This is a genomic window from Nonomuraea endophytica (genome assembly GCF_014203235.1).
In the GTDB taxonomy this organism is placed as follows: Bacteria; Actinomycetota; Actinomycetes; order Streptosporangiales; family Streptosporangiaceae; genus Nonomuraea; species Nonomuraea endophytica.
The window spans coordinates 1086260-1110749 of sequence record NZ_JACHIN010000001.1; the positions used below are offsets into that span (position 1 = coordinate 1086260).

A 24490-nucleotide genomic window follows, 5' to 3' on the forward strand; every position below is an offset into this window, starting at 1 on the left:
AGAAGAGGCCGGTGCGGACGCGAAAAGAGGCCGGTGCGGACGCGAAAAGAGGCCGGTGCGGACGCGAGAAGAGGCCGGTGCGGACGTGAGAAGAGGCCGCAGAGCGACGAGGTGGGCGGTCAGCTCTCCACGCGCTCGTCGGGCGTCCAGAAGTCGCCTGGTTGGGGGCGCTCCCAGAACCCGCTGTCCTCCATCGCCCGGGGAGTCGGCGGCAGGTAGTCATCCCAACGATCCTCAAGCCGTACGGCAGGCGCAGGCACCGACGACTCCGGCATCACGGTCACCGCCGAACTAGGCAGAGCAATACGGACCGGCTCGTGACGGGCGGCGTCGGCCTGGTTCTGCGCGGTGCGAATGTCATCGGCGCTCAGGTACAACGGCAAGGCAGCAGGCGGCTCCACAGCCCCCCGACCGGCCTCGACCGCGCCCACCGAACCGGACACTGGCACCTGTCCATCCGGTAATGGACCGGACGCCGAGGCCGAACCTGACGGCGCACCGGACGCCCTCGTCAGGCCGGAGACCTGCGGCGACCCCGTCACCCGAGATGAGGCCGGGTCGCCCGGCTGATCACGCTTGGGACGGGTCTTGGCCACCGCCAGAACCACAGCCGGACGACGAGGCGCAGTCGTAGCGGACGGCACGCTGTCACCGGACGGCGGCCCGTCATACCCGCCCCCGCCGCCCCCGCCAACCCCGACGCCAGACCCTCCGCCCGGACCGCCCGCGCTGGCCAGCGACCGCCGCCGTGCCCAAGCGCCGAAGTGAACGGCGACCAGCAGAAGAACAAGGCCGGCCGCGACATACAGCCCGTACTGCCCCACACTGCCCAGCGGCGACTCCGACGATTGCGCCGTCACCTTGCTGTCGGCAGGCGCCTGGCTCTCGTCGGCGGCCGGTGCGAGCCCGTCGTCCTTGGACTGTTCGTCGGCGGTGGGGAGCGGCAGGTTGCCGTTCTTGTCGGTCTCCGGCATCGCCGGGAGCTTGGTGTCGTTCTTGGGTGCGGTGACCTTGCCGGTGGGGTTGGTGGTCTTGGGCTCGGTCTTCTTCTTGTTGTTAGGGATCGTGGGGAGTTCGTCGACGCCGTTCTTGTTGGTCTGCGGCTTGGTGGTGGGGGCGGTGGTCGCCTTCTTCGTGGTCGGCTTGGCGGCGGGCGGCGCGGGCACGTTCACATAGGCCGCGCCCGAGTTGCCCGATCCGATCGAGCCACCGTCACCATCGCCCCGGTACGCCTTCACCGTGAACCCCACACGCTGCCCGGCGGCCTTGGGCGGCACGGCCAGCGTCGCCTTGCAGGTGCCCCCACCGCACGCCTCGTCGGCCGACATCCGCCCCACGATCCCGGACTGGGTGGTGGCCACCTCGTACGACTGGAGATCGGGCTCCCTGCCCTTGCTCCAGGTCACGACAACCTTGTCCGCGCCCCGCAACGTGGCGTCCACCCCACTGGGCGCCGCCGCCGCCCGCCGGAGCTTGAACGTGCTCGTCTCATAGGTGCTGCCGCTGATCTCACCCCGGAGCGTCACGGTGAAGCTCCCGTTGGGCGCATCCCCGGCGTCGAACGTCCCCGACAACGTCTGGTTCGCGCCCCCACTGGCTACCTTCTGCCGAGGCGTGGACGGCCCTTCGACGTAGAGCGCCATGCTCAACTGCGCCAACCGGGTACGCGCGGAAATCGGCACCGACCCACCACTGACGACCTGGCCATCGGAGGGCGACGTGATCTGCCCATCCAGCGCGTTCCCTTGCGCCTGGGCAAACCCTTGCCCCTGTACGAACGCTTGCCCCTGGGCCAGCGCCGTACCGCCGCCAAGCGCGATGGACCCGGCCACGACCAGCGTGGCGGTCATCAGTCTGCCAACCACCGTCACGACGCATCCCTTCAGGAGAGCCTCGTGCCGCCTGTCAGGGCGGCCGGAAGTGCCGGTTCCCCGGCGACCATAGCGACTGAGATGCGCCGTTCCCAGGCCTAATCCCAGAAGGCATGAACCGAGGGTAAGCGCGACCTTACGCCAGATATCCAGCTCTTGGACACCGCGTCCAAGAAGTCGTGATTCGATTGCGACCTACCTCCCACCAACCCCCACAACCCCACCCATAACCCCCAAACCACCCTGGTACGCGGCATCGCAACCGACCACAAGCCCGGCCCCGAGACACCCCAGACGCCGAGCCGAAAAGCGGCCACGACCGCGCCGGACACGGCTATGCGGCAGAACTCGGTTGGCGGGTCCGGCTTACGGACGGTTCGCGGATACGGGGTGCGACGCGGACGGAGCACGGGTCGCGAGCTGTCCACGGTGAGGCTGGGACCGGGGCGGGACCGCTGCAGGGGCGGGCGCGGGGACGAGGGCTGGGGCGGAGCGGGCGTCATGGGTGGGTTGTGGGTTCTGCGGTGATCCAGGAGGGGCCTGCGCGGGCTCGGCCGGTGAGGGTGCGTTTGCCTATGCCCGGGAGGGTGATTTCCAGGGATGTCCAGACGTCGGCGGTTTCGTCGGTGATGGTGCAGCGGGTCAGGCGTACGGCGTTGGCCGTGGCTACCTTTTCGGCTCGGGTGCAGGCCTGGTCCGGGGCGGCCAGGGCCAGGCGGGCCGCTTCCAGGGCGCTCAGGTCGGCCGCCGCGTACACCCGGTGCCTGGCCACGCGGACGGAGCCGACCGCGGCCAGGGTCATGGCCACGGACATGAGCAGTGCCATGAGAGCAACACCCCAGATCGTGGCTGAGCCCTGGTCGCGGCCACCCCTGCCGTTGGCGCCGGCGCTGTGATCGCTGGGAGTGCGGTTGGGAGGGAACTGGTGGGGGTTGTCGGTCATTGTTCGGTGCCTGCTGTCGCGGAGGCCGTGACCGTGACGACGGGCAGGCGGGTGGCCCAGCTGGGGCGGACGTCCATGGTGATCTCGACTTTCGTCAATTGCTGGGAGCGGGTGATGCGGACCCGGGCCCCGGTGCGGGTGGCTGATTGGGCGGCTTCTTGGACCTTGTCCAGGGGTTCGCCTCGGGCGGCGGCGCGGGCTGCGGCTCTGGCGGCGTCTACGCATTCCAGCTGGGCGCCTACTGCCTGGACGGCCCAGAGGGCTGCGGCCAGTACCACGATCAGGGCGGGGAGCATGGCGGCGGTTTCGGCGGTTACCGAGCCGCGCGACGCGGAGGGGGTGGCGGCCCGCGCTTGCGTTGGACGCCACCAGGTACGCATCGTCATCCGGCCGAGTTGAGTGCCCGGTCGACCAGGGCGGTGAGGGCGTCCAGGATCTCGGGGCTGTTGATGACCTTGATGAGCAGGAGTGCGAAGGCCACGGCGGCCAGCGTGCCTACCGCGTATTCGGCGGTGGACATACCGGCGTCGGGCCTGGTTGCCGTGTAACGAGATCGGGTTTCTGACCACAGGCGGCGGTAGCGGGCCTTGAGGTCTGGCGATGCCTGCTCTGGGATGTTGGGAACGCTGGGATCGGGTTCTGGGGTGTCGCGGGCGCTGTGATCGGGGTGTGAGGTGTCGCGGGCGCCGGGTTCGGGGGTGTCGGGGGCGCCGGGTTCAGGGGCGCCGGGTTCAGCGACGCTGGGGTTGGGGTGGGGAGCCTCGGGGGGTTCGGGGTAGGGCGGGGCGGGGGGTTTGGCGGCGATGTCTCGCTGGATGGTTGTGGTGCTCATCGGGCCTCCTGGGGTTGGGCGCTGGGGGCTTGACCGGCGCGGGAGTCCAAGAGTCGCCGAGAGGGGGTGGGTGACGATCGGCCGAACGAGGTTCTGGGGATTGGCGGCCTTGGGGATGCGCACAGCTGTGGATAACCGGGCGGCGAGATCAAGGCAGGACGATCGTGGACGCGAGCCCGGCGATGATCGGGATGACTCCCAGCAGGACGAACGCGGGCAGGAAGCACAGCCCCAGCGGCGCCACCGCCTTCACCGCCACCCTGCGCGCCGCGGCCAGCGATGCGGCGCGAGCCGCCTCCCGGGCATCGTCAGCCAACCGGGTGAGAACGTCGGCCACGGGCGCCCCGCTGAGGGCGGCCCGGGTCATGGCGCGGGCCAGGTGCGCGGTGGCCGGATCCCGGGCCAGATAGGCCCAGGTGGGTTCCGCGTCCGCCCCCAGGCGCAGCTGGGTGCTCACCCACAGCAGGCGGGCCGCCAACGGCCCGGGTACGGCCCCGGCCGCGGTCTCCGTAGCGGCGCTGACCGGCTGCCCCGCCAGCAGGCAGGCGACCATCAGATCCACGGCGAAGGGAAGGTCGGCCGCGATCCGCCGACGTTCCAGCCGGACGGCGGGAGGTTCCTGCCGATGCAACACCCAACCGGCCCCCAAAGCCGCGAGAACCCCGGCGACGACACCCACCACACCGCCGACCGCCAGCCCAGTCAGAAGCCCGGCGCAAGCCGAGGACACAAGCGTGCGCCGATCAGGAGGCCAGGTGGCCGAGGAGGAATGCCAGCGAGGCACTTCTTCGGCAGGGTCAAGCGCCGAGCCCTCACCGGGCGGACGGAGGCGCGACAGCCGACGGGCGGCCGTGTCCGGAGGCACCCAGACCCAGACGGCCACAGCAGCACACAGAACAGCCAGAAGATGCACGGATCAGCTCCTCGAGAACGGATCAAGCTCCTTAAGAACGGATCAAGAGGCGAGCGCGGCCCTGGCCATGCGGCCGGTCCACCACAGGCCGCCGATGTCGAGCAGAACCCCCGCCCCCAGGCAGGCCAGCCCAGGCACCCCACCGAACAGGAAGTCCAGCGGACGCATCCCCATAGCCGCCGCCATGCCAACCCCCAGCACAGGCAGCCCGGCCAGCAACCGAGCGGTGGCCCGCGGCCCGGCCAGTTGGGCGGCCACGTCCTGCCGATGCGCCTGAGCGGCACGCAGCGCGAGAGCCACCCGCTCCACCAGCGCCGCCATCCCGCCGCCCACCCCGACCCCAACGCTCCAGCAGGCCGCCAGCCGCCGCAGCCCCTCACCACCCTGCTCAGGAGCGGCGGCGACCAGGGCCGCGGCGACGTCACCGCCGTCCCGCGCCGCCGCCGTGACCTCACGCAGGTCGCCGGGAACCTCCACCGAGGCGATGGCCCGCGCCAACGCCTCCCCCGGCGTGCGTCCGGCCACCAGCTCAGCGGACAGAGCGTGACAAAGCTCGATGGAGGCCCGATGCCACTCATCAGCCGTCGAACGCCGCCGCCGGACCGGCCGGGTCATCCACGCCCACCGAAGCCGGACCGCGGATCTCCGCCCCAGAATCCGCGCCAGCCGTACCTCGGCGGCGTGCCGGAACCCGCTCCACAGCCAGACATATCCGCCGACCGCCAGGGCGGCCACGACGAGGGCGTTCACAACGCCTCCTCAAGACGCCGGTAGGCAGGGCCGAGCCGCACGAGCCCGGCCTCGCAGATCGTCATGGCCGTCCGTGCCTCCACCAGCCCGGACGGCGTCCGGTCGAGCAGGCAGATCTCCGCCACCCGCCGCCGCCCGTCGGCGCGGCTCCTGGCCAGGTGCACGACCACGTCGAGCGCGGCCGCGAGCTGGCTGTGGACGGCCTCCCTGCTCAGCCCGGCCGCGCACCCCAGCGCCTCCAGCCGCGCGGGCACGTCGGCCGCCGCGTTCGCGTGGAGCGTGCCGCAACCGCCCTCGTGCCCCGTGTTGAGCGCCGCCAGCAGGTCGACGACCTCGGCGCCTCTGACCTCGCCCACCACCACGCGATCGGGCCGCATGCGCAGCGCCTGCCGTACGAGATCGCGCAGGCCTATCCCGCCCGCGCCCTCCAGGTTGGCCGGGCGCGACTCCAGCCGCACCATGTGCGGGTGTTCCGGGCGGAGTTCGGCGGAGTCTTCGACGAGCAGCAGGCGTTCGCCGGGATCGGCGAGTGACAGCAGGGCGGACAGGAGTGTGGTCTTGCCGGTGCCGGTGCCGCCGGTGACCAGGAAGGCCAGCCGGGCGGCGACCATGCGGCGCAGAACGGCGGCCGCCTCCTCCGCGGCGACCAGGGCGTCCATCGTGTACGTCCGCCGAGGCGGCAGCCGCAACGAAACGCACGTGCCGCCGGAGGCGATGGGCGGCAGGACGGCGTGCAGGCGTACGCCACCGGCCAGCCGGGCGTCCACGTACGGACAGGCGTCGTCCAGCCGGCGCCCCGCGGCGGCGGCCAGGCGCTGGGCCAGCCTGCGGACGGCGGCGTCGTCGGCGAAGGCCACCCGGGTACGGCGCAGCCCCCCGCCGTCGTCGACCCAGACCTCGCGGGGCCCGTTGACCAGGACGTCGGTGACGTCGGGCGCGGCCAGCAGGGGCTCCAGCGGCCCGGCGCCGATCAGGTCGGCGCACAGCGCGCGGGCGACGGCCAGGATCTCGGCGTCGCCGTACACGGACTTCTCGGCGCGCAGCGCGAGCGCGACCTGGGCGGCGCTCGGCTCGACACCCGTGCGCGCCAGCCGGGCGCGGACGGCCTCGACGAGGTCGGTGGGCGGGGACTCCATCAGCGGTCCTGGGCGAGCGTGTGGACGAGCGTGGCGCACAGGCCGCCCAGGGCGGTGCGCGGGCCGAGGCGCGGGAGTTCGCCGCGGTTGAGCACGGCCGAGAGCCCGGGGTGGTCGGGGAGGGTGCCGGCGAGCGGGAGGTCGAGGCTGTGGGCCACGGCCCGTTCGTCGAGGGCGCCCGGTCTGACCACGGCCCTGATGTCGGCGGTGTGTTCGGCCACGTCGTGCACGACCTGGGCGGTGGCCAGGACGCCGCGCACGTCGGCCGTGGCGACGGCGAACGTGGTGTCGGCCCTGGCCAGGGCTTCGGCGGCGGCGGGGTCGAGGTGGCGCGGCAGGTCGACCACGACGAGGTCGAAGCCGCGCCGCCCCGCTTCGAGCACCGCGCGCATGGCGGCCGGCGGGACCGGGGCGGCCCGTCCTCTGCCGAAGCTCAGCAGGGCCAGGTCGCCGAAGGCGGGCAGGGCGGCGGAGAGGGCGCCGGCGTTGATGCGGCCTTCTCTGGCCAGCAGGTCGCTCCAGCGGGCGCCCGGGGCCTCCTCGCGGCCCAGCAGCGCGTCGATGCCGCCGCCGAGCCGGTCGGCGTCGACGAGGAGGGTGGCGAGGCCGTCAGCCGAGGCCTTCAGGGCCAGGCAGGAGGCCAGGACGCTGGCGCCGGCGCCGCCTCGGCCGCCGACCACGCAGGCCACCACGCCCGCGCGGGAGGCCGGCTCCAGGGCCTCGGCGAACTCCTCCACCAGGCGGCGTTCGTCGCGCGGCAGGTCGATGACGGCTTGGGCGCCCACTTCCACGCAGCGCCGCCAGGCTCCGGGGTCGGCGGGTTCGCGGGCGGCCAGGAAGACGCGTTCACGGGCGGGCGGGGCGGTCTCCGCCACCTTCCCCGCCAGGTCGTCGCCGACCACGACCACCGGGGCGATGCCCCAGTAGGGGCGGGCGACGGCCGGGTTGTGCGCGACGTCGAGCTGCGTGCCTGCCGCTGCGGCCACGCGGACGAGGTCGTCGATGAGGTCTTGGTCCTCGGTGATGACCAGCGGACGGTGCATCGGATGCCTCCCGGGGCGGGTTGGGAGGACAACCATGCGGGGAGGCGGGGGCGGGGCGGGGAGCCGAGCGGGATTCTGTGGATGGGGCCGCCGACTGTGGAAAAGGGGCGACCCCCGCCGGGGGGGAGAGCGGGGGTCGCCTGATCGGTCCGGCTCCGGGGGGGTAGAGCCGGTCCCGTTTCAGAAGAAAGCTTTCAACACTTAACCAGAGCATGGCAAGGGACTTGCAAAGCAAACCCATGCACAGTCGCTCCAGTTTCGGGAGATACCACCGTATGCTGCCCGATCGACTCGAGTTTCGTCGAGGAGCAATCTCGCATTTTCGCTAAGTTTTTTCCTCGGAAGCTAACGATCACATAAAGGAGATCACTCAGCGTGATCATCCCGCGGAGGTCACCCCGCGACCCCGCCCGTACGGCAGGCAGAGATCGGACCGGTGCCCCACGCCGCAGTAAAGGTCTTGGTCCCAGGGGTTCCCATCAGGGCGAATCCGACGTAGAAAGGGGACACGGACCACTTGTCCGGGTGCGTCAGCCGGGTACCCACGCGCGACCAGCCGCGGGAGGCGCGTCGAGACGGGCTTGACCCGATCCGACGAATTGAGGTGCACGCTTGGTAACCCGGTGTGATGCGCGGCAGACGGCGTCTCACTAGCGAGGCGCCGTCAGCTATGTTCAGCCGCGCTGCATGGCCTCGCAGATCGCCGTGGTCTCCCGGACACCCAGGCTTACCGCAGCGGCACACTGGCGTACCCACTCGGCCACCCCGCCGTCCACGTACGCCTTGAGCCCGGCCTCGTAGTCCTGCTCAAGGTGCCCCACCTCGACCGCGACGATCGACTTCGGGTCCAGGCCGAACTCCACCAGCGTGAGCCGTTCGGCGGCGCGCGCCACGATCCCGTCAGCGCTGCCGAAAGGCCGCAGCACCGCGAGCTCCGCGTGCACGATCGCGGCCAGGACCAGGGCCGGAGCCTTGGTGGGCGTCTCCAGCAGACCGAAAAGGGCGTCCAGCCGCGGTCCTCCCGCCGACGGCCGCCCGAGCGCGTCCTGGCCGACGAGGCCGGCCGCGGCCACCGAGTGGAGGCGGGCCATGACCTGCCGGGGAGCCTTGCGCCAGGTCGGGCCCAGCCGGCCGACCTCGACGGAGGCCCGCAGCGCGCCCTGGACGATCGGGTCGGACACCTCGTCGCGGCGCAGCGCGTCCAGCGTGACGTCCGCGCCCTCCAGCGCCGCCGAGGCCCGCGCACCACGCAGGGACGACTCGGTGGAAACCGCGGGACGGGCCCGCCTCAACACCCGATGCCGGTAAAGGCGGTCGACGGCTTCACGGGCCTCGTCCACGGCCTCGGGAACGCCGGGAAGCCGCGCGACTGCGGCCAGAGGGTCACTCACGCGTCCGACCTTACCTGTGGGTAACTCGCGGGGCGGCTGAGGGGGCCCATAAACCCCGACAAATTGGCCCGTTCCATCATTCTGAGATTTCAAGATGACAACGGTTCAATAGCGACTGTAATGACGAGCGATAAGCGCCACGGCTGGTACGGACCTGTCTAGACCTCTTGTGTGAGCCGCCCGCCACCTGGTGAAGTGGGACACGACCTAACCAATCTGGCCATAGAAGGAGCACTCAGGTGGCCCCGGAAACCCCTGGCACCGAGCCCCAGGCGCTGTCGAACCTGCTGCACGAGAACCGCAGGTTCGCACCACCCGCCGACCTGGCCGCGGCCGCGAACGTGACAGCCGAAGCGTATGACGAGGCGGCGGCCGACCGTCTCGGGTTTTGGGAGCGTGCCGCAGACCGTCTGACCTGGGCCAAGCGCTGGGACACCACGTTGGAGTGGAACCCGCCCTTCGCGAAGTGGTTCGTCGGCGGACAGCTGAACATCGCCTACAACTGCGTCGACCGCCACGTGGAGGCCGGGCGGGGTGACAAGGTCGCCTACCACTGGGAGGGCGAGCCTGAGGGCGACAGCCGTACCCTCACCTATGCGGACCTGCAGCGGGAGGTCAACAAGACCGCCAACGCGCTCCAGGAGCTGGGTGTCGGCAAGGGCGACCGCGTGGCGATCTACATGCCGATGATCCCCGAGCTGCCGATCGCGATGCTGGCCTGCGCCCGCATCGGCGCGGTCCACTCCGTGGTCTTCGGCGGCTTCTCGGCCAGCGCGCTCAAGAGCCGCATCGACGACGCCGACGCCAAGCTCGTGATCACCGCCGACGGCGGCTACCGCAGGGGCGCGCCGTCCGCGCTCAAGCCGACCGTGGACGAGGCCGTGGCCGAGTGCCCGCAGATCGAGCACGTGCTCGTCGTCCGCCGGACAAATCAGGAAATTTCCACGTACGACCGCGATGTCTTCTGGGCCGACATCGTCGAGCGCCAGAGCGACCAGCACGCCCCCGAGCCGCACGACGCCGAGGACCCGCTGTTCATCCTCTACACCAGCGGCACCACCGGGAAGCCGAAGGGCATCCTGCACACCACAGGCGGCTACCTCACCCAGACGTCCTGGACCCACAACGCGGTCTTCGACCTCAAGCCCGAGACCGACATCTACTGGTGCACGGCCGACATCGGCTGGGTGACCGGACACTCCTACATCGTGTACGGCCCGCTCGCCAACGGCGCCACCAGCGTCATCTACGAGGGCACCCCCGACACCCCGCACCGCGGCAGGTTCTGGGAGATCGTGCAGAAGTACAAGATCACGATCCTCTACACCGCGCCCACCGCGATCCGGACGTTCATGAAGTGGGGCGACGACATCCCCGCGAAGTTCGACATGTCGTCCCTGCGCATCCTCGGCTCCGTGGGCGAGCCCATCAACCCCGAGGCATACGTCTGGTACCGGGAGCACATCGGCGCCGGCCGTACCCCCGTCGTGGACACGTGGTGGCAGACGGAGACCGGCGCGGTCATGATCAGCCCGCTCCCCGGCGTGACCAGCGGAAAGCCGGGCGCGGCGATGCGCCCGCTGCCGGGCATCGTCGCCGACGTGGTCGACGACCAGGGCCAGAGCGTGCCCAACGGAGGCGGCGGCTACCTGGCCATCCGCGAGCCGTGGCCGTCGATGCTGCGCACGATCTGGGGTGACGACCAGCGCTACATCGACACCTACTGGTCGCGCTTCCCCGGCATGTACTTCGCCGGCGACGGCGCCAAGCGCGACGAGGACGGCGACATCTGGCTGCTCGGCCGGGTCGACGACGTCATGCTCGTGTCCGGCCACAACATCTCCACCACGGAGGTGGAGTCGGCCCTGGTCAGCCACCCGAAGGTGGCCGAGGCGGCGGTCGTGGGCGCGACGGACCCGGTCACCGGCCAGGCGATCGTCTCCTTCGTCATCCTGCGCGGCAGCGTGGAGGAGAGCGCGGACATCGCCGCCGAGCTGCGCAACCACGTGGCCAAGACCCTCGGCCCGATCGCCAAGCCGCGCCAGATCCTGGTAGTGCCCGAGCTGCCCAAGACCCGCTCCGGCAAGATCATGCGCCGCCTGCTGCGCGACGTGGCGGAGAACCGCAGCGTCGGCGACGTCACCACGCTGGCCGACAGCACGGTGATGAACCTCATCTCGGAGAAGCTGCCCTCCGCCAAGAGCGAGGACTGAGCACGAGGTAGAAGAAGGCCCCCACAGTCCCTGTGGGGGCCTTCTCCATGCGTGCGGGTACATTAATCACGGGTGTGCCGGGAAGTCTGGTCGGCGACAGGGGGACCCGACCCCAAAATCCGCCACTCCCGAGGGGGAACCACGTTGCGCCGCGCCGCCGAGGTATGGCCGTTCCGGCCCACCGTCCGCTATGCCCGCACGCTCGCCGAAGCGTTGCGCGCGGAGACGATCGGCGGCATCGTCATGCTGACGGCCACCGTGGCCGCGCTCGTCTGGGCCAACGTGTCCTACGAGAGCTACGCCGCCCTCCGCGACACCAAGATCGGACCGGTGGCGCTTCACCTCGATCTCGAACTCGTCAAATGGGCCCAGAACGGCCTGCTGACCATCTTCTTCTTCGTGGCGGGCCTGGAGGTCAAGGAGGAGTTCGTCCACGGCGAGCTCAGCAACCTGCGCAAGGCGGCCCTGCCGATCATCGCGGCCGTCGCCGGCATGATCGTCCCGGCGGTCATCTTCCTGCTGGTCAGCTGGGGTGCGCCCGATGCCGGCCGAGGGTGGGCGATTCCCACGGCGACCGACATCGCGTTCGCCCTGGCCGTCCTCGCCGTCACCGCCAGCGCGATGCCCGCGGCCTTGCGGGCGTTCCTGCTGACCAGCGCCGTCGTCGACGACCTCGGCGCGATCTCCATCATCGCGATCTTCTACACCGAGAACCTCGACCTGATCATGCTGGCGATCGGCGTGCTGCTGATCTGCTTGTACGGGTTCCTGCAGTACAAGCGGGTCAAGGGGGTATGGATCTATTTGCCGCTGGCCGTACTGGCGTGGTACTTCGTCGAGGTCAGCGGCGTGCACGCGACCGTCGCCGGAGTGGCGCTGGGACTGCTCACGCGGGTGTGGACCGACGACTCGGAGGAACGATCGCCCTCGGAGGCCGCCGACCACTACATCCGGCCGCTGTCGGCGGGCTTCGCCGTTCCGGTCTTCGCCTTTCTGTCGGCGGGGGTGCAACTCAACTCGTCGAGCCTGAGCGGTATCTTCTCCGATCGGGTAGTTCTTGGGGTGGTGGCGGGTCTCGTGCTCGGCAAGTTCCTCGGAGTCTTCGGCGGCGCCTGGCTGTCGGTACGGCTCGGCCTGGCGAGACTGTCGGAAGAGCTGCACTGGCGGGACATGGCGGCGGTGTCCCTGCTGGCCGGGATCGGGTTCACGGTGTCGCTGCTCATCGGCGGCCTCGCCTACGGACACGATCCGCAGCGCGCCGACGCCGTCACCACGGGGATCCTCGCGGCCAGCCTGATCGCCTCGGTTCTGGCAGCGGTGCTCCTCAACCTCCGGGTACGCAATCGCCGCAGGGCGCTGGATGATGTTTGACATGGCCACCAGGCCCCGATAGGAGACGTTCATGCAGCAGACCACGGAAGAGGAATCCCTGGGCTCTCTGGTCGCCCAGGCGAGCCAGCAGATCTCCACGCTGGTCCGCTCGGAGATCGAGCTGGCCAAGGCCGAGCTGAGGTTCGACGCCAAGCGCGTCGGCACCGCCGCGGGCCTGTTCGCCGCCGCGGCGTTCATGGCCCACCTGTGCCTGATCCTGATCTCGTTCACGATCGCGTACGTGCTGGACCAATGGCTGCCGACGTGGGCCGCCTTCCTCATCGTGACCGTCTTCTACCTGCTGGCCGCAGGGCTGCTGGTGTTCATCGGCATGCGCAGGCTCAAGGGGCTGGCCGGCATGAAGCGCACCGCGCGCTCGATCAAGGGACTCAAGGAGATCGCCGACCCCGACGACGGCCTGGTGCCGGTGCCGACCGCGGGCCTGACCGGAACACATCGCGAGCCGGTGAAGCCAGATGGCACCTGACGAGGCGTTCGTCCAGATCGAGGGACCCTGGACACACCGCGGCGTGCACGCGGGCGGCACCCGCTTCCACGTCGTGGAGGCCGGTGAGGGGCCGCTCGTGCTGCTGCTGCACGGGTTCCCGCAGTTCTGGTGGACCTGGCGGCGCCAGCTCGTCTCCCTGGCCGGCGCTGGCTACCGGGCGGTCGCGGTCGACCTGCGCGGCTATGGCGGCAGCGACAAGCCGCCGCGCGGCTACGACCTGCCCACCCTGGCCGGCGACGCCAGCGGCCTGATCAGGGCGCTCGGCGAGACCCGCGCGATCGTCGTCGGCCACGACTGGGGCGGCCTGATGGCCTGGACCATGGCCGTCATGGACCCCAAGAGCGTCAGCAGGCTGGTCACCGTGGGCGCACCGCACCCGCGCCGCCTGCGCCGCACGCTGCTCTCCCCCGGACAGTTCAGGGCCAACCGCCACGCCCTGCGCTTCCAGCTGCCGATCCTGCCCGAGCGGCGGCTCGTCGCCCACGGGGGCGCGCTCGTCGGCAGCCTGCTGGACGCCTGGTCGCGGCCCGGCTGGCCCGACGAGGAGACCGGCCGCACCTACCGCGAGGCCTTCCGCATCCCCGCGGTGGCCCACCTCGCCCTGGAGTACCACCGCTGGTTCGGCCGCTCCCAGTTGCGGCCCGACGGCATGCGCTACTCCAAGGCCATGCGCACCGCAGTCGAGTCGCCGACCCTGCAACTGCACGGCGTGCTCGACACCTGCGTCCTGCCGCGCACCGCGCAGGGCTCCGGCCGCTACGTCGCCGCGCCGTACCGCTGGAGACTGATCGAGGGAGCGGGGCACTTCCCCCACGAGGAGACCCCCGAGAAGTTCGACGCTGAGCTGCTCGGGTGGCTAGCCGACCCGGAGCCTGATCGATGAGAGACCGCGACAGCGAGGGCAGGCCGCGCAACGCACGCCCCCGCGACGAGTTCGGCCGTCCCATGCCGTACGGCACGGCCGGGGTGGCCCGCGTCCCCGACGACTACGCACCCACCACCGAGCAGGCGCTCGACGACGGCCGCCGCTTCCTCGCCGAGGACAAGCCCTTCCACGCGCACGAGGTGTTCGAGGGCCGCTGGAAATGCGCCCCCGACGAGGAGCGCGAGCTGTGGCAGGGCCTGGCGCAGATCTGCGTCGGCCTCACCCACCTGCAACGGGGCAACGGGCGCGGGGCCCTGACCCTCTTCAGCCGCGGCGCCGCCCGCATCCAGGGGTACGGCCCGCCGTACGACCAGGTGGGCAGGGCGGCCACCGGCTTCGGCGAGGACAGCGACGCGAGCGCGGCCATCGCCCTGATCCTGCGCGAGCTCGAACTGTCGTAGCCCGCGGCTAGCCTCACGGGCATGGCCGAACGCAAGCACGGCGTGCCCGCCCCGCCCACCGAGTCCGCGATCAGGTCAGGCGAGTGGGACGGCCGCGACCTCGACCACGAGACGTTCCGCCGCGTGCTGTTCGTCGACGTCGACATGACCGAGATGATCAACCGCGGCTCCACGTTCGAGGAGTGCACCTTCTCGCAGGTGCGCTTCAACGTCTCCGAGCACGACGACTCCAGCTTCGTCAACTGCACGTTCAGGCGGTGCTCGTTCTTCGACGCCACGTTCCGGGCGTGCAAGTTCACCGGCAGCATGTTCGACGGCTGCACCTACGGCCTGCTCAAGGTCGAGGGCGGCGACTGGTCGTTCGTCGGGCTGCCCGGCGCCGACCTGCGCGGCAGCGCCTTCCACGGGGTGCGGCTGCGCGAGGCCGACCTGACGGGGGCGCGGCTGGAGAAGGCCGAGATCCTGCGTAGCGACCTGTCGGGCGCCTGGCTCCACAGCGCCGACCTGACCGCCTGCGACCTGCGCGGCAGCGACCTGGCCGCGCTCGACCCGCAGGTCACCACGGTCAAGAAGGCGATCATCGATTCGTTCCAGGCGACGGTGGTGGCCGCCGCGCTGGGCTTCGACGTGCGGTGATTCCGCTAGTCGCAGCGCTGGGTGCTGGCCGGGCTGACGTCGGCGCGCCCTGCCGTCGCGTCGGGGCGGACCTCGTCGGCGGTCAGGACGTACCCGGTCTCCTCCTGGCTGATGGCCGCGGCGAAGATCACGCCGAAGACCTTGCCGTCGACGGTGAGCAGCGGGCCGCCGGAGTTGCCGGGCAGCACCTTGCCGCGGATCTGGTAGACCTGCCGGGTGACGTTCATGCTGCGGTAGATGTCCGGGCCCTTGGCGGGGATCTTGCTGCGGATGCGGGCCGGCTCGGCGGTGAAGCCCTTGCCCTTGGGGTAGCCGGCGATGATCGCGCTGTCGCCGCTCTTGGCCTGGCCGTCGAACTCCAGGTCGGGCAGGTTGAGGCCGGGCACGTGCAGGATCGCGATGTCGCGCTGCGGGTTGTAGCGGACCACGGTCGCCGAATGCTTGTTGCCGCCCTGGTCGATGACCTCCAGGTCGCGGGTCACGCCGGCGACCACGTGCGCGTTGGTCATGATCCGGTCGGGCTCGTAGACGAAGCCGGTGCCCTCGATGTGCTTGTTGCAGCTCTCGGCGTTGCCCTGGACCTTGACGATCGACGCGCGGGCCTTCTTGAGCTTGGCGCCCTGCAGCACGCTGACGTCGGGCGGCTCGACGTTCACCAGCTGGTCGCCGCCGATCGCGTCGAACACCGGCGGGAACTCGGAGTTGTCGATGAACTGCTTGAACGGCTGCTGCCAGTTGCGCGCGGCCTGCGGGATCGCGTCGTCGACCGTGGTCAGCAGCAGCGAGTCCTTCACCTGGGTGACCAGCGGCGTGAACGACGTCGAGACGATCAGCGAGCCGATCAGCCACGCGATGACCAGCACCGACAGCGCGCTGGCGAACGTGCCGCCCACCGCGTCGGCCAGCTTCGCCGGCTCCCAGGTGACGTGCGAGCGGACCACCGCGCCGATCGTCGAGGAGGCGAACTGGCCGATCGTCGCCGTCAGGAAGACGATCACGATGGCGAGGAGTGCCTGCTCGGTCGGGCCGCTGACCACGGCCTTGGAGATCGGCGGCGCGATGAACACCCCGAGCACGGCCCCGCCCACGAACCCCACGAAGCTCATGACGCCGATGATGAAGCCCTGCCGGTAACCCGAGATCCCGAAGGCGATCACGAGGCCGATCAAGATGAGGTCAAGCAGATCACCGCGCACGCTTCAAAGGTAACCAGCAACCGGGTCAAGTGTGCACGCGTTCGGCCAGGACGGGCTTACCCTCCGGGTTAGCGTGACGGCGTGAGCGTGCGCGAGATCGTCGAGGCGGCCCTGACCGACCCGGACCCCGCAGGACCCGTCAGAAGGCGCGCGATCAGCGCGCTGCGAGCGCGTGGGGACTCAGAGTCCTTCACCCTGGCCAGACGGCTGTGCGCGGCGGAGAGCGCGGCTGAGCGGCTGCTGGGGGTGCACATCATGGCCGACCTGAGCGCGTTCAGGCTCCGGTCGCTGCCGATCCTGCGCTACCTGGCCGTCGGCGACGACGATCCCGGCGTACGGCACGCCGCCCTAACCTCGGCGGGCCAGCTTGACGGCCTCGGGCGGCAGATCCTCGGTCACTGACGGATCCCACGGCCGCGCGAACCCGCTCATCCCCAGCACCCCGTCCAGCAGGCTGGCGGTGAAGCCCCACACCAGCATCCCGCGCACCCTGAACGCCGGGCCCGCGTAGCCGCCCGGATGGCGCAGCGTCACCCGGTTGCCGGGATCCACCAGCTCGGCGACCGGCACGCGCTCCACCGACTCGACCTCGTCGGGGGCCGCCGCGTGCACGGCCGACGGCGCGTGCCACCAGCCCAGAACGGGGGTGACGCGGTTGTCGCTGCGCCAGATGTACACCTCGGGCATCGTGCACACGACCGTCACCCCCTGGGGCATAAGTCCGGTCTCCTCCTCGGCTTCCCTGAGCGCCGCGCGCACCGGGCCGCCGTCCTCCGGGTCCACGCCGCCACCGGGGAAGGCGGGCTGACCCGCGTGCCTGCGTCCGCGCGAGCTGCGCTGGATCAGCAGCACGTCGGGCCCCAAGGGGCCCTCGCCGAACAGCATCAGCACCGCCGCCCGCCTGCCTGCGCCGTTGGCGGGCGGGTGCATCTCTCGGGGAGGTGGAGTTTGTACGGCTTTCGCCGCCAGTTGGTCGAGCCAGTCGGGCACCTGCGTCACGAACACCTCCAACGCGATCGAGCCCTCGCAGCTTCCCACCGGGTTGTTTCTCGATCAGGAGAACGGGCCGGGTCTCACGAGTTTCTGGGCGGCCTTCTCCTCCGTGGGGCCGGTGCCGTACGCGGGGCAGAGCACGGCCAGCGGGCACACGCCGCAGGCGGGCTTGCGGGCGTGGCAGATGCGGCGGCCGTGCCAGATGACCCGGTGAGAGAAGATCGTCCATTCCCGCTTGGGGATGAGCTCCCCGACCACGTGCTCGATCTTGACCGGGTCGGTCTCCTCGGTCCAGCCGAAGCGGCGTACCAGGCGCTGGAAGTGGGTGTCGACGGTCAGGCCGGGCACGCCGAACGCGTTGCCGAGGACCACGTTGGCGGTCTTGCGGCCCACGCCGGGCAGGGTGACGAGATCTTTGAGCTTGCCGGGGACCTCGCCTCGGTAGCGGTCGCAGACGGCCTGGGCCATGCCGATGATCGAATTGGTCTTGGCGCGGAAGAAGCCGGTCGACTTGATGATCGTTTCCATCTCGGCACGGTCGGCGGCGGCGTAATCCTGCACTGTCGGATATTTCGCGAAAAGGGTTGGAGTAACCATGTTGACCCTTTTGTCCGTACACTGCGCCGAGAGGATCGTCGCGACCAGCAGCTCAAGCGGGTTACCGAAGTCGAGCTCGCAGTGGGCGTCGGGGTAGGTTTCCGCCAGGATGCGATTCATCCGGCGCGCCCTGCGCACCAGGGCGAGTCTCGACTCAGTGGGCATCTCCCTAGCCTAAGTGCGTGGCGGGGAGTGGGGTGAGTCACAATGGCAGCAGAGGAGGCAGAGTGAACACCGAAGACGTGCTGGGCAAGGCCCCCCTGTTCGCCGCGCTCGACCGTGAGAGCGCAGCGGCGCTGCGCACGAGCATCACCGAAGTCCAGCTGTCCAAGGGACAGACGCTCTTCCATGAGAACGAGACGGGCGACCGTCTCTACGTCGTGCTCGAAGGCAAGATCAAACTTTCCCGACAGTCCCCGGACGGCCGCGAGAACCTGCTGAGCGTGCTCGGCCCGAGCGAGATGTTCGGCGAACTGTCGCTGTTCGATCCCCGCCCGCGCACCGCGACCGCCACGGCTCTCACGGATGTACGGCTGGCCGGACTGGGCCACGACGACCTGCGCCCCTGGCTGACCGGCCGCCCCGAAGTGGCCCTGCACCTGTTGCGCGCCCTGGCCCAGCGGTTGCGGCGCACCAACGACGTGCTGGCCGACCTGGTCTTCACGGACGTGCCGGGACGCGTGGCCAAGCAACTGCTCGACCTGGCGGAACGTTTCGGCGCCAAGACCGACGACGGCCTGCGCGTCCACCACGACCTGACCCAGGAAGAACTGGCCCAGCTGGTAGGCGCCTCCAGGGAGACGGTGAACAAAGCCCTGGCCGACTTCGCCCAGCGAGGCTGGCTGCGTATCGAGGCCAAGGCGGTAGTGATCCTCGATATGGACCGCCTCCACAACCGCTCCCGCTAACCAAGCCCCAAAGGCAAGGTCCTCACCAGGGTCGCGCTCCGCGAAAGGCAAGAGCAAGGTCCTCGCAAAGGCGCGCTCCGCGCGAAAAGGCTCGGGCAGTTCTAAGTGGGGGGCCAAGCCCCAGCCTGGGCCTTCCGGCCCCCGGACCCCGAGCGCCGCCCAGCCACCGCCACAAAGGCACCAGGGGCGCTACGCGCCTTCGGGATGCCCGGACCCCGAGCGTTGCCCAGCTACCGCTGTGCGCCTTCGGGATGCCCGGACTCCGAGCACCGCCCTCGCGCGCTGAACAGCCCCAGCGTTGATCCTGCCCTCCTGGCAACCGGCGAAGTGCCGATAGCTCACCTGGCGGAGGGATCGCACCAGCGAGGCCAGGTTCCAACTCCCCTCAGCGCGGAGTGAAGGCTTCGGCGTGGTCGAGTACCCACTGGTGGAAGGTGCGTGCCGGAGTGCCGGTCACCGTTTCCACCGTGCTGGTCAGGGTGGGCGCGGGCGCGTTGAGCATTGCCGCATAGCCGTCAAGCAGGACGTCCACGAAGGAATCCGGGAAGGAGTCGTCGGCGAGCAGGCGCTGCCTGGCCTCTTCTCGGGACGACTCCTGCCACCGCAACGGGCGGCCGAGTGCCTGGCCGATGATGTGTACCTGTCCGGCCTGGGTCAACACCTGTGGCCCGGTTAGCCGGTAACAAGCCCGCTCATGTCCGTCCTCGGTCAGCGCGTGTACCGCGACGGCGGCGATGTCGGCCTCGTGCAGCATCGCCATCGCGACCGCCCCGTACGGCCCGGCGACCGTGTCACCGGCGCGGATCTGGCCGGCCCACCACAGCGCGTTGGCCGCGAACGTGCTCGGTCGCAGCACGGTCCAGGGCAGGCCGGACTCGGCGAGGAGCCGCTCGACCTCGGCGTGCGAGCGGCCCACCGGGCTGGTGTTCCGCTCTGGGGCCGGCCCGTCCTGAACGGCCCCGGACGACAACAGCACCACGCGGCGGCAGGCATGGCGCTTGATCACCTCCAGAATCCCCGCCATCGGCCCGGCGTTGTGGAAGGGCCACATGAGGAAGACCGCCTCCACCCCGTCCACGCATGCCTCCAGGCTCGCCGGATCGGCGAGATCACCGCGCATCGCCTCAGCGCCCTCGGGCAGCTTCACGGTCAGCGGGCTGCGGGTCATCGCCCGTACGGCTGTCCCACGCCGGGCAAGCTGGGCCAGAACCTGACCTCCGACATTGCCGCCGGCACCAGTCACCAGGATCATCCTCATCACCTTTCGCCTCGATTCGGGGAACGGGCGAAAGCCTCGCCGCCGTCATCGCCACCCCGCCAGTGACAGGGCGAAGGACGGCGGATTCCTCCATCTTGATAGCCTCGGCCGGTGGATTCGGTCGACGAAGGACTCGTACACGCTCTGCAACTGGACGGCAGAGCGCCGTTCAGCCAGATCGCCAAGGTCCTGGACGTGTCCGAGCAGACCGTCGCCCGCCGCTACCGGAAACTGCGCTCCACCGGAGCGATCCGGGTGGTGGGCGGCGCCGACGGAGCGCGGCTGGGCTACACCTCGTGGACCATCCGGTTGCGTACGACCCCTGACGCGGCGCTGGCCCTGGGCACCGCGCTGGCCGGTCGCGCCGACACGTTTTATGTCCATCTGCTCTCCGGCGGCACCGAGATCTCCTGCTTCACCCAGGCCCGTCTCGAAGCCGGCGAGGCGTCGCTGCTGGACAGGTTGCCGCGGACCGGGAAGGTTCTCGGGTTGAGCGCGCATTCGCTCCTGCACGGTTTCGTGATCCCCGGTGGATGGGCGGGGCTGGCCGTTCTGGAGGAAGAACGCGCCGCACGACTCAGGTTCACGTCCAGCCCCGAAGATCAGGTCACTACCGACTCGGCCGATCACGCGCTGCTGGACGCGCTGGCCGCCGACGGGCGCACGGGCCATGCAGATCTCGCCACCGCGACCGGCTGGTCGGAGTCGACGGTCCGGCGGCGGCTGGACCATCTGCGCCGCTCCGGCGCGCTGCTGATCCAGCTCGAGTTCGATCCGCGCGCTCTGGGCTACCGGGCGCAGGCCAGGCTCTGGATGTCGGTACGGCCCGCGGGCCTGGTAGCCGTCGCCGAAGCGCTGGCCACCCATCCCGAGATCTCGTTCGTCGGCGTCACCACGGGCGCCACGAACCTCATGGCCGAGGTGATCTGCCGGGACAACGCCGACCTCTACCGCTACCTGACCGAGCGGATAGCCAGTCTGGACGCCATCCAGACGATGGAGACAGCCCCGGTGACGCGCACACTCAAACGGATCGGACCACCTGGCTGCTAGTGATTGTCAACCGCGCATGATTATGGTCCAGCGATGACTGGACGATGGCAGATGATCGCGGCGCTGACCTTATGCGTGGCGATCTTCTCGGTGAACTGGACCGTGCTGAACGCCGCTGGATCGGACCTCCCCCTGACCCCGGCGACCGACGTCATGCTGACCTACGCCTACCCCGTGGCTCTCCTGGGCGTGCTGATCCCCGCCAAGGGCCGCCTGAACGTGCTGGTATGGGGCTTGACCGCCTTCGGCCTGGTCTCGGCCCTGGGCGCCTTCACGGAGAACGCCGGCATGCTCATCGCCTGCCGATTCGGGCAGGGGCTGGCGGCCGCGATCGTGCTGCGGGCCGGGTTCGAGCTCGCCAGGACGCATTTCCGGGGCACCACGTGGTGGCCGGTGGTGGCGATCCCGGCGGTGGTGGCCTTGCTGGGGCTGATCTCCGGGCCCGTGATCGGCGCCGTCATCGCCGAATACGCGACCTTCCGATGGATCCTCCTGATCTGCGTGCCGCTGACCGTCATCGCCCTGGTGGCGGTGGCGCTCTTCACACCGCGTGCCCGTCCCGCGACCTAAGCGCGTACGGGTTTGTCCGGATAATTCCGCAGCGGCTTCACCAGGCACAACGTTCTTGTCAGCGTGATTCCTGGAACGACCGGTCGCGGAGCGCACGGCTCCGCGCGGGCAGAGAGGAATCCCGTTGTCCAGACTCGTCAAGTCCGCGTTCACCACGGTGGCGCTGTCCGGTGCGCTCGCGCTGCTGGCCACGTCGGCCGGCGCCGTACCCAGTTCCCAGAATGGCACGCAGACCAGCGCGCAGCACTTCACCGGCGAGAACAGCCCCTGGACCGCCCAGACGGTCGGAGCCTGGGGCAATATCCCGACCGCGTCGGTCAACGTCACCGTGCCGGCGGGGACGACGCGGTTCGTGGACGCCCGCTTCACCGCCGAGTCCGTCTGTGTCGGCACCGCCACCGGCTGGTGCTCCGTGCGCATCGTCGTGGTCAACGCCGCGGGGGCGACCACTGAACTGCAGCCGGTCGCGAGCACGGACTACAGGTTCGACAGCCCCGGTGACGCCGAGGAGGCGCACGCCCTGGAGCGCTTCTCCGCACCGCTGATCCCCGGAAACTACACCGTCCGGGTGCAGGCCCTGCGCATGACCGGCATCACCCAGTTCACCCTGGACGACTACGCGTTCGCCGTGGGCCTCATCGAGCCCTGAGGCGGTCACTCGCCGGCCAGGTAGTCCAGCTGGGCTCGGACGGAGATCTCGGCGACCGGCCACAGGGAGCGGTCCACGTCCGCGTACACCACTTCGACGACCTCGCGCGGGGTCCTGGCGCCGTTCTTCCTGGCCTGGCGGATCTGGTCGAGGCGTTCGCGGCGGTGCGTGATGTAGCCGTCGAGCGCGCTCAGCGGGTTCGCCAGGACGGGGCCGTGGCCGGGCAGCAGGGCGTCGGCCCCCAGGTCCTCGGCGGTCTTCCTGAGGCGGTCCAGGCTGTGGAGGTAGTCGGTCAGGCCGCCGTCCTGGGCGATGACGGTGGTGCCGCGGCCCAGGACGGTGTCGCCGGTCAGCATCGCGCGGTCCTCCGGCAGCCAGAAGCACAGGGAGTCGAAGGAGTGACCGGGCGTGGCGTACACGTGGAGCTCCACCCCTCCGGCCTTCACCACGTCGCCGTCGGTGAGGCCCTCCGAGCCCAGGCGGTGCAACGGGTCCAGGGCGTGGACCGGAGCGCCGACGAGTTCGGCGAAGCGCTTGGCGCCGCCGCTGTGGTCGTGGTGGCCGTGGGTGAGCAGGATGTGGCGGACCCGGCGTTCGCCCAGGTGGGCGACGACGCGGAGGAGGTGGGACTCGTCCGACGGGCCGGGGTCGACGACGATCACCTCGTTGGTGCCGATGACCCACGTGTTGGTGCCGTCGAGGGTCATCATGCCCGGATTGGGGGCGAGGAGGTTCTCGGCGTGAGCCGTACGGGATCCGTCGGGGGTGTCGATCGGAATGTAGAGACCGCTCATGACACCATCAACCGCATCTCTCCCTCGATTTCTACCGCTCGCGGGAGAATCGTGATGATTTTTCGCTGTACGGCCAGCGCATCCGTCACCGAAGCGAAGGCGGCCAGCTCGTTCAGCGTGTGGTAAGTCGGCGGCATGAGGAAGATCTCGCCGTCGCGGGCCAGTTCGAGCGCCTCGGACGGGCGTTTCCAGGCGACCTGGTCGGCCTCGCCGCCCACGTCGCGGGTGCGCTGGCCGGGAGGCAGCACCGCGGCGAAGAACCGGGTGTCGAACCTGCGTTCCTCGATCACCGGGGTGATCCAGTGCGACCACGGCTTCAGCAGGTCGGAACGGAGCACCAGGCCGCGCTTGGCCAGGAAGTCGGCGAAGGCCAGGCTTCTGTCGATCAGCGCCAGGCGGTCGGCCTCCCAGTCGGCGCCGGTGGTGTCGGCGACCACGGAATCGGTGCCGGGTCCGGCGAGCAGTACCCCTGACTCCTCGAACGTCTCGCGGACCGCCGCGCAGACCAGTCCGCGGGCGGTGCGCTCGTCGGCGTTGAAGACCTCGCCCCACTCCCGGGGGGACGGCCCCGCCCAGGCGACCGCGTGGTCGGTGTCGCGCGGGTCCACGGAGCCGCCGGGGAAGACGTAGGCGCCCGCGGCGAAGGCCATGGTGGTCTTGCGCCGCAGCAGATACACCTCCGGCCCCTCCCTGAACGGCCCCTCCCTGAACGGCCCCTCCCTGAACGGCCCCTCCCTGAACGGCCCCTCCCTGAGGATCACCACGGTGGCGGCGTCCCGGGCGGGGACCGGTTCGATGCGTCCTGCGGCGATGTCGCGAGCGCGTTCGGCCAGATCCTTCGGCAGGGGGATACCAGTCACTATGACCTCCAACTAGAACATCACTCGGTCATGGTGACATATCCGGTCCGTCAGGAAACTTCGGCGATCAGCTCCACCTCGACCGAGGCCCCCAGCGGGAGCGCGGCCACCCCCACGGCGCTGCGGGCGTGCACGCCCGCGTCGCCGAAGACGTCGCGCAGCAGGTCGCTGGCGCCGTTGCCCACGCCCGGCTGGCCGGTGAAGTCGGGGGCGCTGGCCACGAAGACCACGACCTTGACGATCCGCACGATCTGCGCCAGATCGCCGACCTGCGACTTCAGGGCGGCGATCGCGTTCAGCGCGCAGATGCGGGCGTGGCCGGCGGCCTCCTCGGCCGTCAGGTCGGCGCCGACCCTGCCGGAGCCGACCAGCTTGCCCTCCACCATGGGCACCTGACCCGAGGTGTAGACGAGGTTGCCCGTGCGCACGGCCGGGATGTAGGCGGCCAGCGGAGGCACGACCTCGGGCAACGTCAGCCCGAGCTCGGCGATCCTCTCCTCGGGGGTCGTCACGCCTTCTCCCGCTTGAAGTACGCGACCAGGTTCTCGGCGTTGGGGCCCGGCACGATCTGGACCAGCTCCCAGCCGTCGGAGCCGAAGTTGTCCAGGATCATCTTGGTGTTGTGGATCAGCAGCGGGGCTGTGAGGTACTCCCATTTCTTCATGCGGCTCAGCGTAGT

At 70.3% G+C, this 24490-nt stretch carries 28 protein-coding genes; 11 read left to right on the plus strand and 17 right to left on the minus strand.

Annotated features, from left to right (window positions below; genetic code table 11):
* Positions 1-119: 119 nt before the first annotated feature.
* The 9 genes from HNR40_RS05255 to HNR40_RS05295 all read right to left on the minus strand — a co-directional run bounded on the left by HNR40_RS05255 (position 120) and on the right by HNR40_RS05295 (position 8879).
* Positions 120-1871, minus strand: coding sequence for a hypothetical protein (locus HNR40_RS05255; RefSeq protein ID WP_184958739.1), 1752 nt, complete (start codon positions 1869-1871; stop codon positions 120-122).
* A 499-nt stretch (positions 1872-2370) separates the two neighbouring features.
* Positions 2371-2814 (minus strand): Rv3654c family TadE-like protein, encoded by a 444-nt coding sequence (locus tag HNR40_RS05260; protein WP_281395041.1) that lies wholly within the window; start codon positions 2812-2814, stop codon positions 2371-2373.
* The gene (locus HNR40_RS05265; protein WP_246508339.1) at positions 2811-3200 is read right to left on the minus strand and encodes a TadE family type IV pilus minor pilin; all 390 of its coding nucleotides are present in this window, start codon (positions 3198-3200) and stop codon (positions 2811-2813) included. The genes HNR40_RS05260 and HNR40_RS05265 overlap by 4 nt, the downstream gene beginning before the upstream one ends.
* Positions 3197-3646: a DUF4244 domain-containing protein gene (locus HNR40_RS57055; RefSeq protein ID WP_221339922.1), complete on the minus strand. Its 450-nt coding sequence runs from the start codon at positions 3644-3646 to the stop codon at positions 3197-3199. The genes HNR40_RS05265 and HNR40_RS57055 overlap by 4 nt, the downstream gene beginning before the upstream one ends.
* Before the next feature lie 148 nt (positions 3647-3794).
* The gene (locus HNR40_RS54210; protein WP_312896190.1) at positions 3795-4280 is read right to left on the minus strand and encodes a type II secretion system F family protein; all 486 of its coding nucleotides are present in this window, start codon (positions 4278-4280) and stop codon (positions 3795-3797) included.
* Positions 4281-4601: 321 nt separating this feature from the next.
* A complete protein-coding gene (locus tag HNR40_RS05280) occupies positions 4602-5309 on the minus strand; it encodes a type II secretion system F family protein (protein ID WP_184958744.1) in 708 nt (235 codons plus the stop codon).
* Positions 5306-6445 (minus strand): TadA family conjugal transfer-associated ATPase, encoded by a 1140-nt coding sequence (locus HNR40_RS05285; protein WP_184958746.1) that lies wholly within the window; start codon positions 6443-6445, stop codon positions 5306-5308. The genes HNR40_RS05280 and HNR40_RS05285 overlap by 4 nt, the downstream gene beginning before the upstream one ends.
* Positions 6445-7488, minus strand: a complete 1044-nt coding sequence (gene ssd, locus HNR40_RS05290; RefSeq protein ID WP_184958748.1) for a septum site-determining protein Ssd — start codon at positions 7486-7488, stop codon at positions 6445-6447. Before ssd ends, HNR40_RS05285 begins: the two co-directional genes overlap by 1 nt.
* A 674-nt stretch (positions 7489-8162) precedes the next feature.
* Entirely contained in the window at positions 8163-8879 is a 717-nt protein-coding gene (locus tag HNR40_RS05295; RefSeq protein ID WP_184958750.1) for a Fic family protein, read from the minus strand.
* A 239-nt stretch (positions 8880-9118) separates the two neighbouring features.
* Between HNR40_RS05295 and acs the strand changes: the two genes are divergently transcribed.
* The 6 genes from acs (at position 9119) to HNR40_RS05325 (ending at position 14933) form a co-directional block, all read left to right on the plus strand.
* Positions 9119-11092 (plus strand): acetate--CoA ligase, encoded by a 1974-nt coding sequence (gene acs / locus HNR40_RS05300; RefSeq protein ID WP_184958752.1) that lies wholly within the window; start codon positions 9119-9121, stop codon positions 11090-11092.
* 144 nt (positions 11093-11236) lie between these two features.
* Positions 11237-12463, plus strand: a complete 1227-nt coding sequence (gene nhaA / locus HNR40_RS05305) for a Na+/H+ antiporter NhaA (RefSeq protein ID WP_184958754.1) — start codon at positions 11237-11239, stop codon at positions 12461-12463.
* 31 nt (positions 12464-12494) lie between these two features.
* Positions 12495-12950, plus strand: coding sequence for a phage holin family protein (locus HNR40_RS05310; protein WP_184958756.1), 456 nt, complete (start codon positions 12495-12497; stop codon positions 12948-12950).
* On the plus strand, positions 12940-13854 hold the full coding sequence (locus tag HNR40_RS05315; RefSeq protein WP_184958757.1) for an alpha/beta fold hydrolase: 915 nt from the start codon (positions 12940-12942) through the stop codon (positions 13852-13854). Before HNR40_RS05310 ends, HNR40_RS05315 begins: the two co-directional genes overlap by 11 nt.
* Entirely contained in the window at positions 13851-14297 is a 447-nt protein-coding gene (locus HNR40_RS05320; protein WP_184958758.1) for a DUF309 domain-containing protein, read from the plus strand. The genes HNR40_RS05315 and HNR40_RS05320 overlap by 4 nt, the downstream gene beginning before the upstream one ends.
* 21 nt (positions 14298-14318) lie before the next feature.
* Positions 14319-14933, plus strand: coding sequence for a pentapeptide repeat-containing protein (locus HNR40_RS05325; RefSeq protein WP_184958759.1), 615 nt, complete (start codon positions 14319-14321; stop codon positions 14931-14933).
* A 5-nt stretch (positions 14934-14938) separates the two neighbouring features.
* On the opposite strand, the gene HNR40_RS05330 is transcribed toward HNR40_RS05325, so the two are convergent.
* A complete protein-coding gene (locus tag HNR40_RS05330) occupies positions 14939-16129 on the minus strand; it encodes a MarP family serine protease (protein WP_184958760.1) in 1191 nt (396 codons plus the stop codon).
* A gap of 81 nt (positions 16130-16210) precedes the next feature.
* Here HNR40_RS05330 and HNR40_RS05335 point away from each other — a divergent pair, with 81 nt between their 5' ends.
* On the plus strand, positions 16211-16531 hold the full coding sequence (locus HNR40_RS05335) for a HEAT repeat domain-containing protein (RefSeq protein WP_184958762.1): 321 nt from the start codon (positions 16211-16213) through the stop codon (positions 16529-16531).
* Here the strand turns inward: HNR40_RS05335 and HNR40_RS05340 are convergent.
* Together HNR40_RS05340 and nth are read right to left on the minus strand one after the other, a co-directional pair.
* Entirely contained in the window at positions 16478-17128 is a 651-nt protein-coding gene (locus HNR40_RS05340; RefSeq protein ID WP_312896191.1) for an NUDIX hydrolase, read from the minus strand. The two genes, HNR40_RS05335 and HNR40_RS05340, sit on opposite strands and share 54 nt — an antisense overlap.
* A gap of 54 nt (positions 17129-17182) precedes the next feature.
* The gene (gene nth, locus HNR40_RS05345) at positions 17183-17884 is read right to left on the minus strand and encodes an endonuclease III (RefSeq protein WP_184958764.1); all 702 of its coding nucleotides are present in this window, start codon (positions 17882-17884) and stop codon (positions 17183-17185) included.
* Positions 17885-17946: 62 nt separating this feature from the next.
* Between nth and HNR40_RS05350 the strand changes: the two genes are divergently transcribed.
* Positions 17947-18627 (plus strand): Crp/Fnr family transcriptional regulator, encoded by a 681-nt coding sequence (locus HNR40_RS05350; protein WP_184958766.1) that lies wholly within the window; start codon positions 17947-17949, stop codon positions 18625-18627.
* A 385-nt stretch (positions 18628-19012) separates the two neighbouring features.
* On the opposite strand, the gene HNR40_RS05355 is transcribed toward HNR40_RS05350, so the two are convergent.
* Complete coding sequence (locus tag HNR40_RS05355; protein ID WP_184958768.1) at positions 19013-19879, minus strand: NAD(P)H-binding protein; 867 nt, start codon at positions 19877-19879, stop codon at positions 19013-19015.
* Positions 19880-19996: 117 nt separating this feature from the next.
* Here HNR40_RS05355 and HNR40_RS57060 point away from each other — a divergent pair, with 117 nt between their 5' ends.
* The 3 genes from HNR40_RS57060 (at position 19997) to HNR40_RS05370 (ending at position 22157) form a co-directional block, all read left to right on the plus strand.
* The gene (locus HNR40_RS57060) at positions 19997-20938 is read left to right on the plus strand and encodes an Lrp/AsnC family transcriptional regulator (protein WP_184958770.1); all 942 of its coding nucleotides are present in this window, start codon (positions 19997-19999) and stop codon (positions 20936-20938) included.
* Between the two features lie 33 nt (positions 20939-20971).
* Positions 20972-21508, plus strand: coding sequence for an MFS transporter (locus HNR40_RS05365; protein WP_184958772.1), 537 nt, complete (start codon positions 20972-20974; stop codon positions 21506-21508).
* Positions 21509-21632: 124 nt separating this feature from the next.
* Complete coding sequence (locus HNR40_RS05370; protein ID WP_184958774.1) at positions 21633-22157, plus strand: hypothetical protein; 525 nt, start codon at positions 21633-21635, stop codon at positions 22155-22157.
* A gap of 5 nt (positions 22158-22162) precedes the next feature.
* On the opposite strand, the gene HNR40_RS05375 is transcribed toward HNR40_RS05370, so the two are convergent.
* The 4 genes from HNR40_RS05375 to sp36 are packed head-to-tail and all read right to left on the minus strand — an operon-like array spanning position 22163 to position 24475.
* Complete coding sequence (locus tag HNR40_RS05375) at positions 22163-22951, minus strand: MBL fold metallo-hydrolase (protein WP_184958776.1); 789 nt, start codon at positions 22949-22951, stop codon at positions 22163-22165.
* Positions 22948-23802, minus strand: a complete 855-nt coding sequence (locus HNR40_RS05380) for an NUDIX hydrolase (RefSeq protein ID WP_184959445.1) — start codon at positions 23800-23802, stop codon at positions 22948-22950. The genes HNR40_RS05375 and HNR40_RS05380 overlap by 4 nt, the downstream gene beginning before the upstream one ends.
* Positions 23803-23861: 59 nt before the next feature.
* The gene (locus HNR40_RS05385) at positions 23862-24323 is read right to left on the minus strand and encodes a RidA family protein (protein WP_184958778.1); all 462 of its coding nucleotides are present in this window, start codon (positions 24321-24323) and stop codon (positions 23862-23864) included.
* Positions 24320-24475 carry a Sp36 family protein gene (sp36, locus tag HNR40_RS05390; protein WP_181019660.1) on the minus strand — a complete coding sequence of 52 codons (156 nt, stop codon included), beginning with the start codon at positions 24473-24475 and terminating at the stop codon, positions 24320-24322. Before sp36 ends, HNR40_RS05385 begins: the two co-directional genes overlap by 4 nt.
* Between the last annotated feature and the right edge of the window lie 15 nt (positions 24476-24490).

Coding starts and splice junctions, on each gene's coding strand:
- HNR40_RS05375 (WP_184958776.1), bottom strand. CDS start 22,951: ATGAGCGGTCTCTACATTCCGATCGACACCCCCGACGGATCCCGTACG.
- nth (WP_184958764.1), bottom strand. CDS start 17,884: ATGCCCACTGAGTCGAGACTCGCCCTGGTGCGCAGGGCGCGCCGGATG.
- HNR40_RS05265 (WP_246508339.1), bottom strand. CDS start 3,200: ATGACGATGCGTACCTGGTGGCGTCCAACGCAAGCGCGGGCCGCCACC.
- HNR40_RS57055 (WP_221339922.1), bottom strand. CDS start 3,646: ATGAGCACCACAACCATCCAGCGAGACATCGCCGCCAAACCCCCCGCC.
- HNR40_RS05325 (WP_184958759.1), top strand. CDS start 14,319: ATGGCCGAACGCAAGCACGGCGTGCCCGCCCCGCCCACCGAGTCCGCG.
- HNR40_RS05320 (WP_184958758.1), top strand. CDS start 13,851: ATGAGAGACCGCGACAGCGAGGGCAGGCCGCGCAACGCACGCCCCCGC.
- HNR40_RS05365 (WP_184958772.1), top strand. CDS start 20,972: ATGACTGGACGATGGCAGATGATCGCGGCGCTGACCTTATGCGTGGCG.
- sp36 (WP_181019660.1), bottom strand. CDS start 24,475: ATGAAGAAATGGGAGTACCTCACAGCCCCGCTGCTGATCCACAACACC.
- HNR40_RS05310 (WP_184958756.1), top strand. CDS start 12,495: ATGCAGCAGACCACGGAAGAGGAATCCCTGGGCTCTCTGGTCGCCCAG.
- HNR40_RS05260 (WP_281395041.1), bottom strand. CDS start 2,814: ATGACCGACAACCCCCACCAGTTCCCTCCCAACCGCACTCCCAGCGAT.
- HNR40_RS05285 (WP_184958746.1), bottom strand. CDS start 6,445: ATGGAGTCCCCGCCCACCGACCTCGTCGAGGCCGTCCGCGCCCGGCTG.
- HNR40_RS05355 (WP_184958768.1), bottom strand. CDS start 19,879: ATGATCCTGGTGACTGGTGCCGGCGGCAATGTCGGAGGTCAGGTTCTG.
- HNR40_RS05315 (WP_184958757.1), top strand. CDS start 12,940: ATGGCACCTGACGAGGCGTTCGTCCAGATCGAGGGACCCTGGACACAC.
- ssd (WP_184958748.1), bottom strand. CDS start 7,488: ATGCACCGTCCGCTGGTCATCACCGAGGACCAAGACCTCATCGACGAC.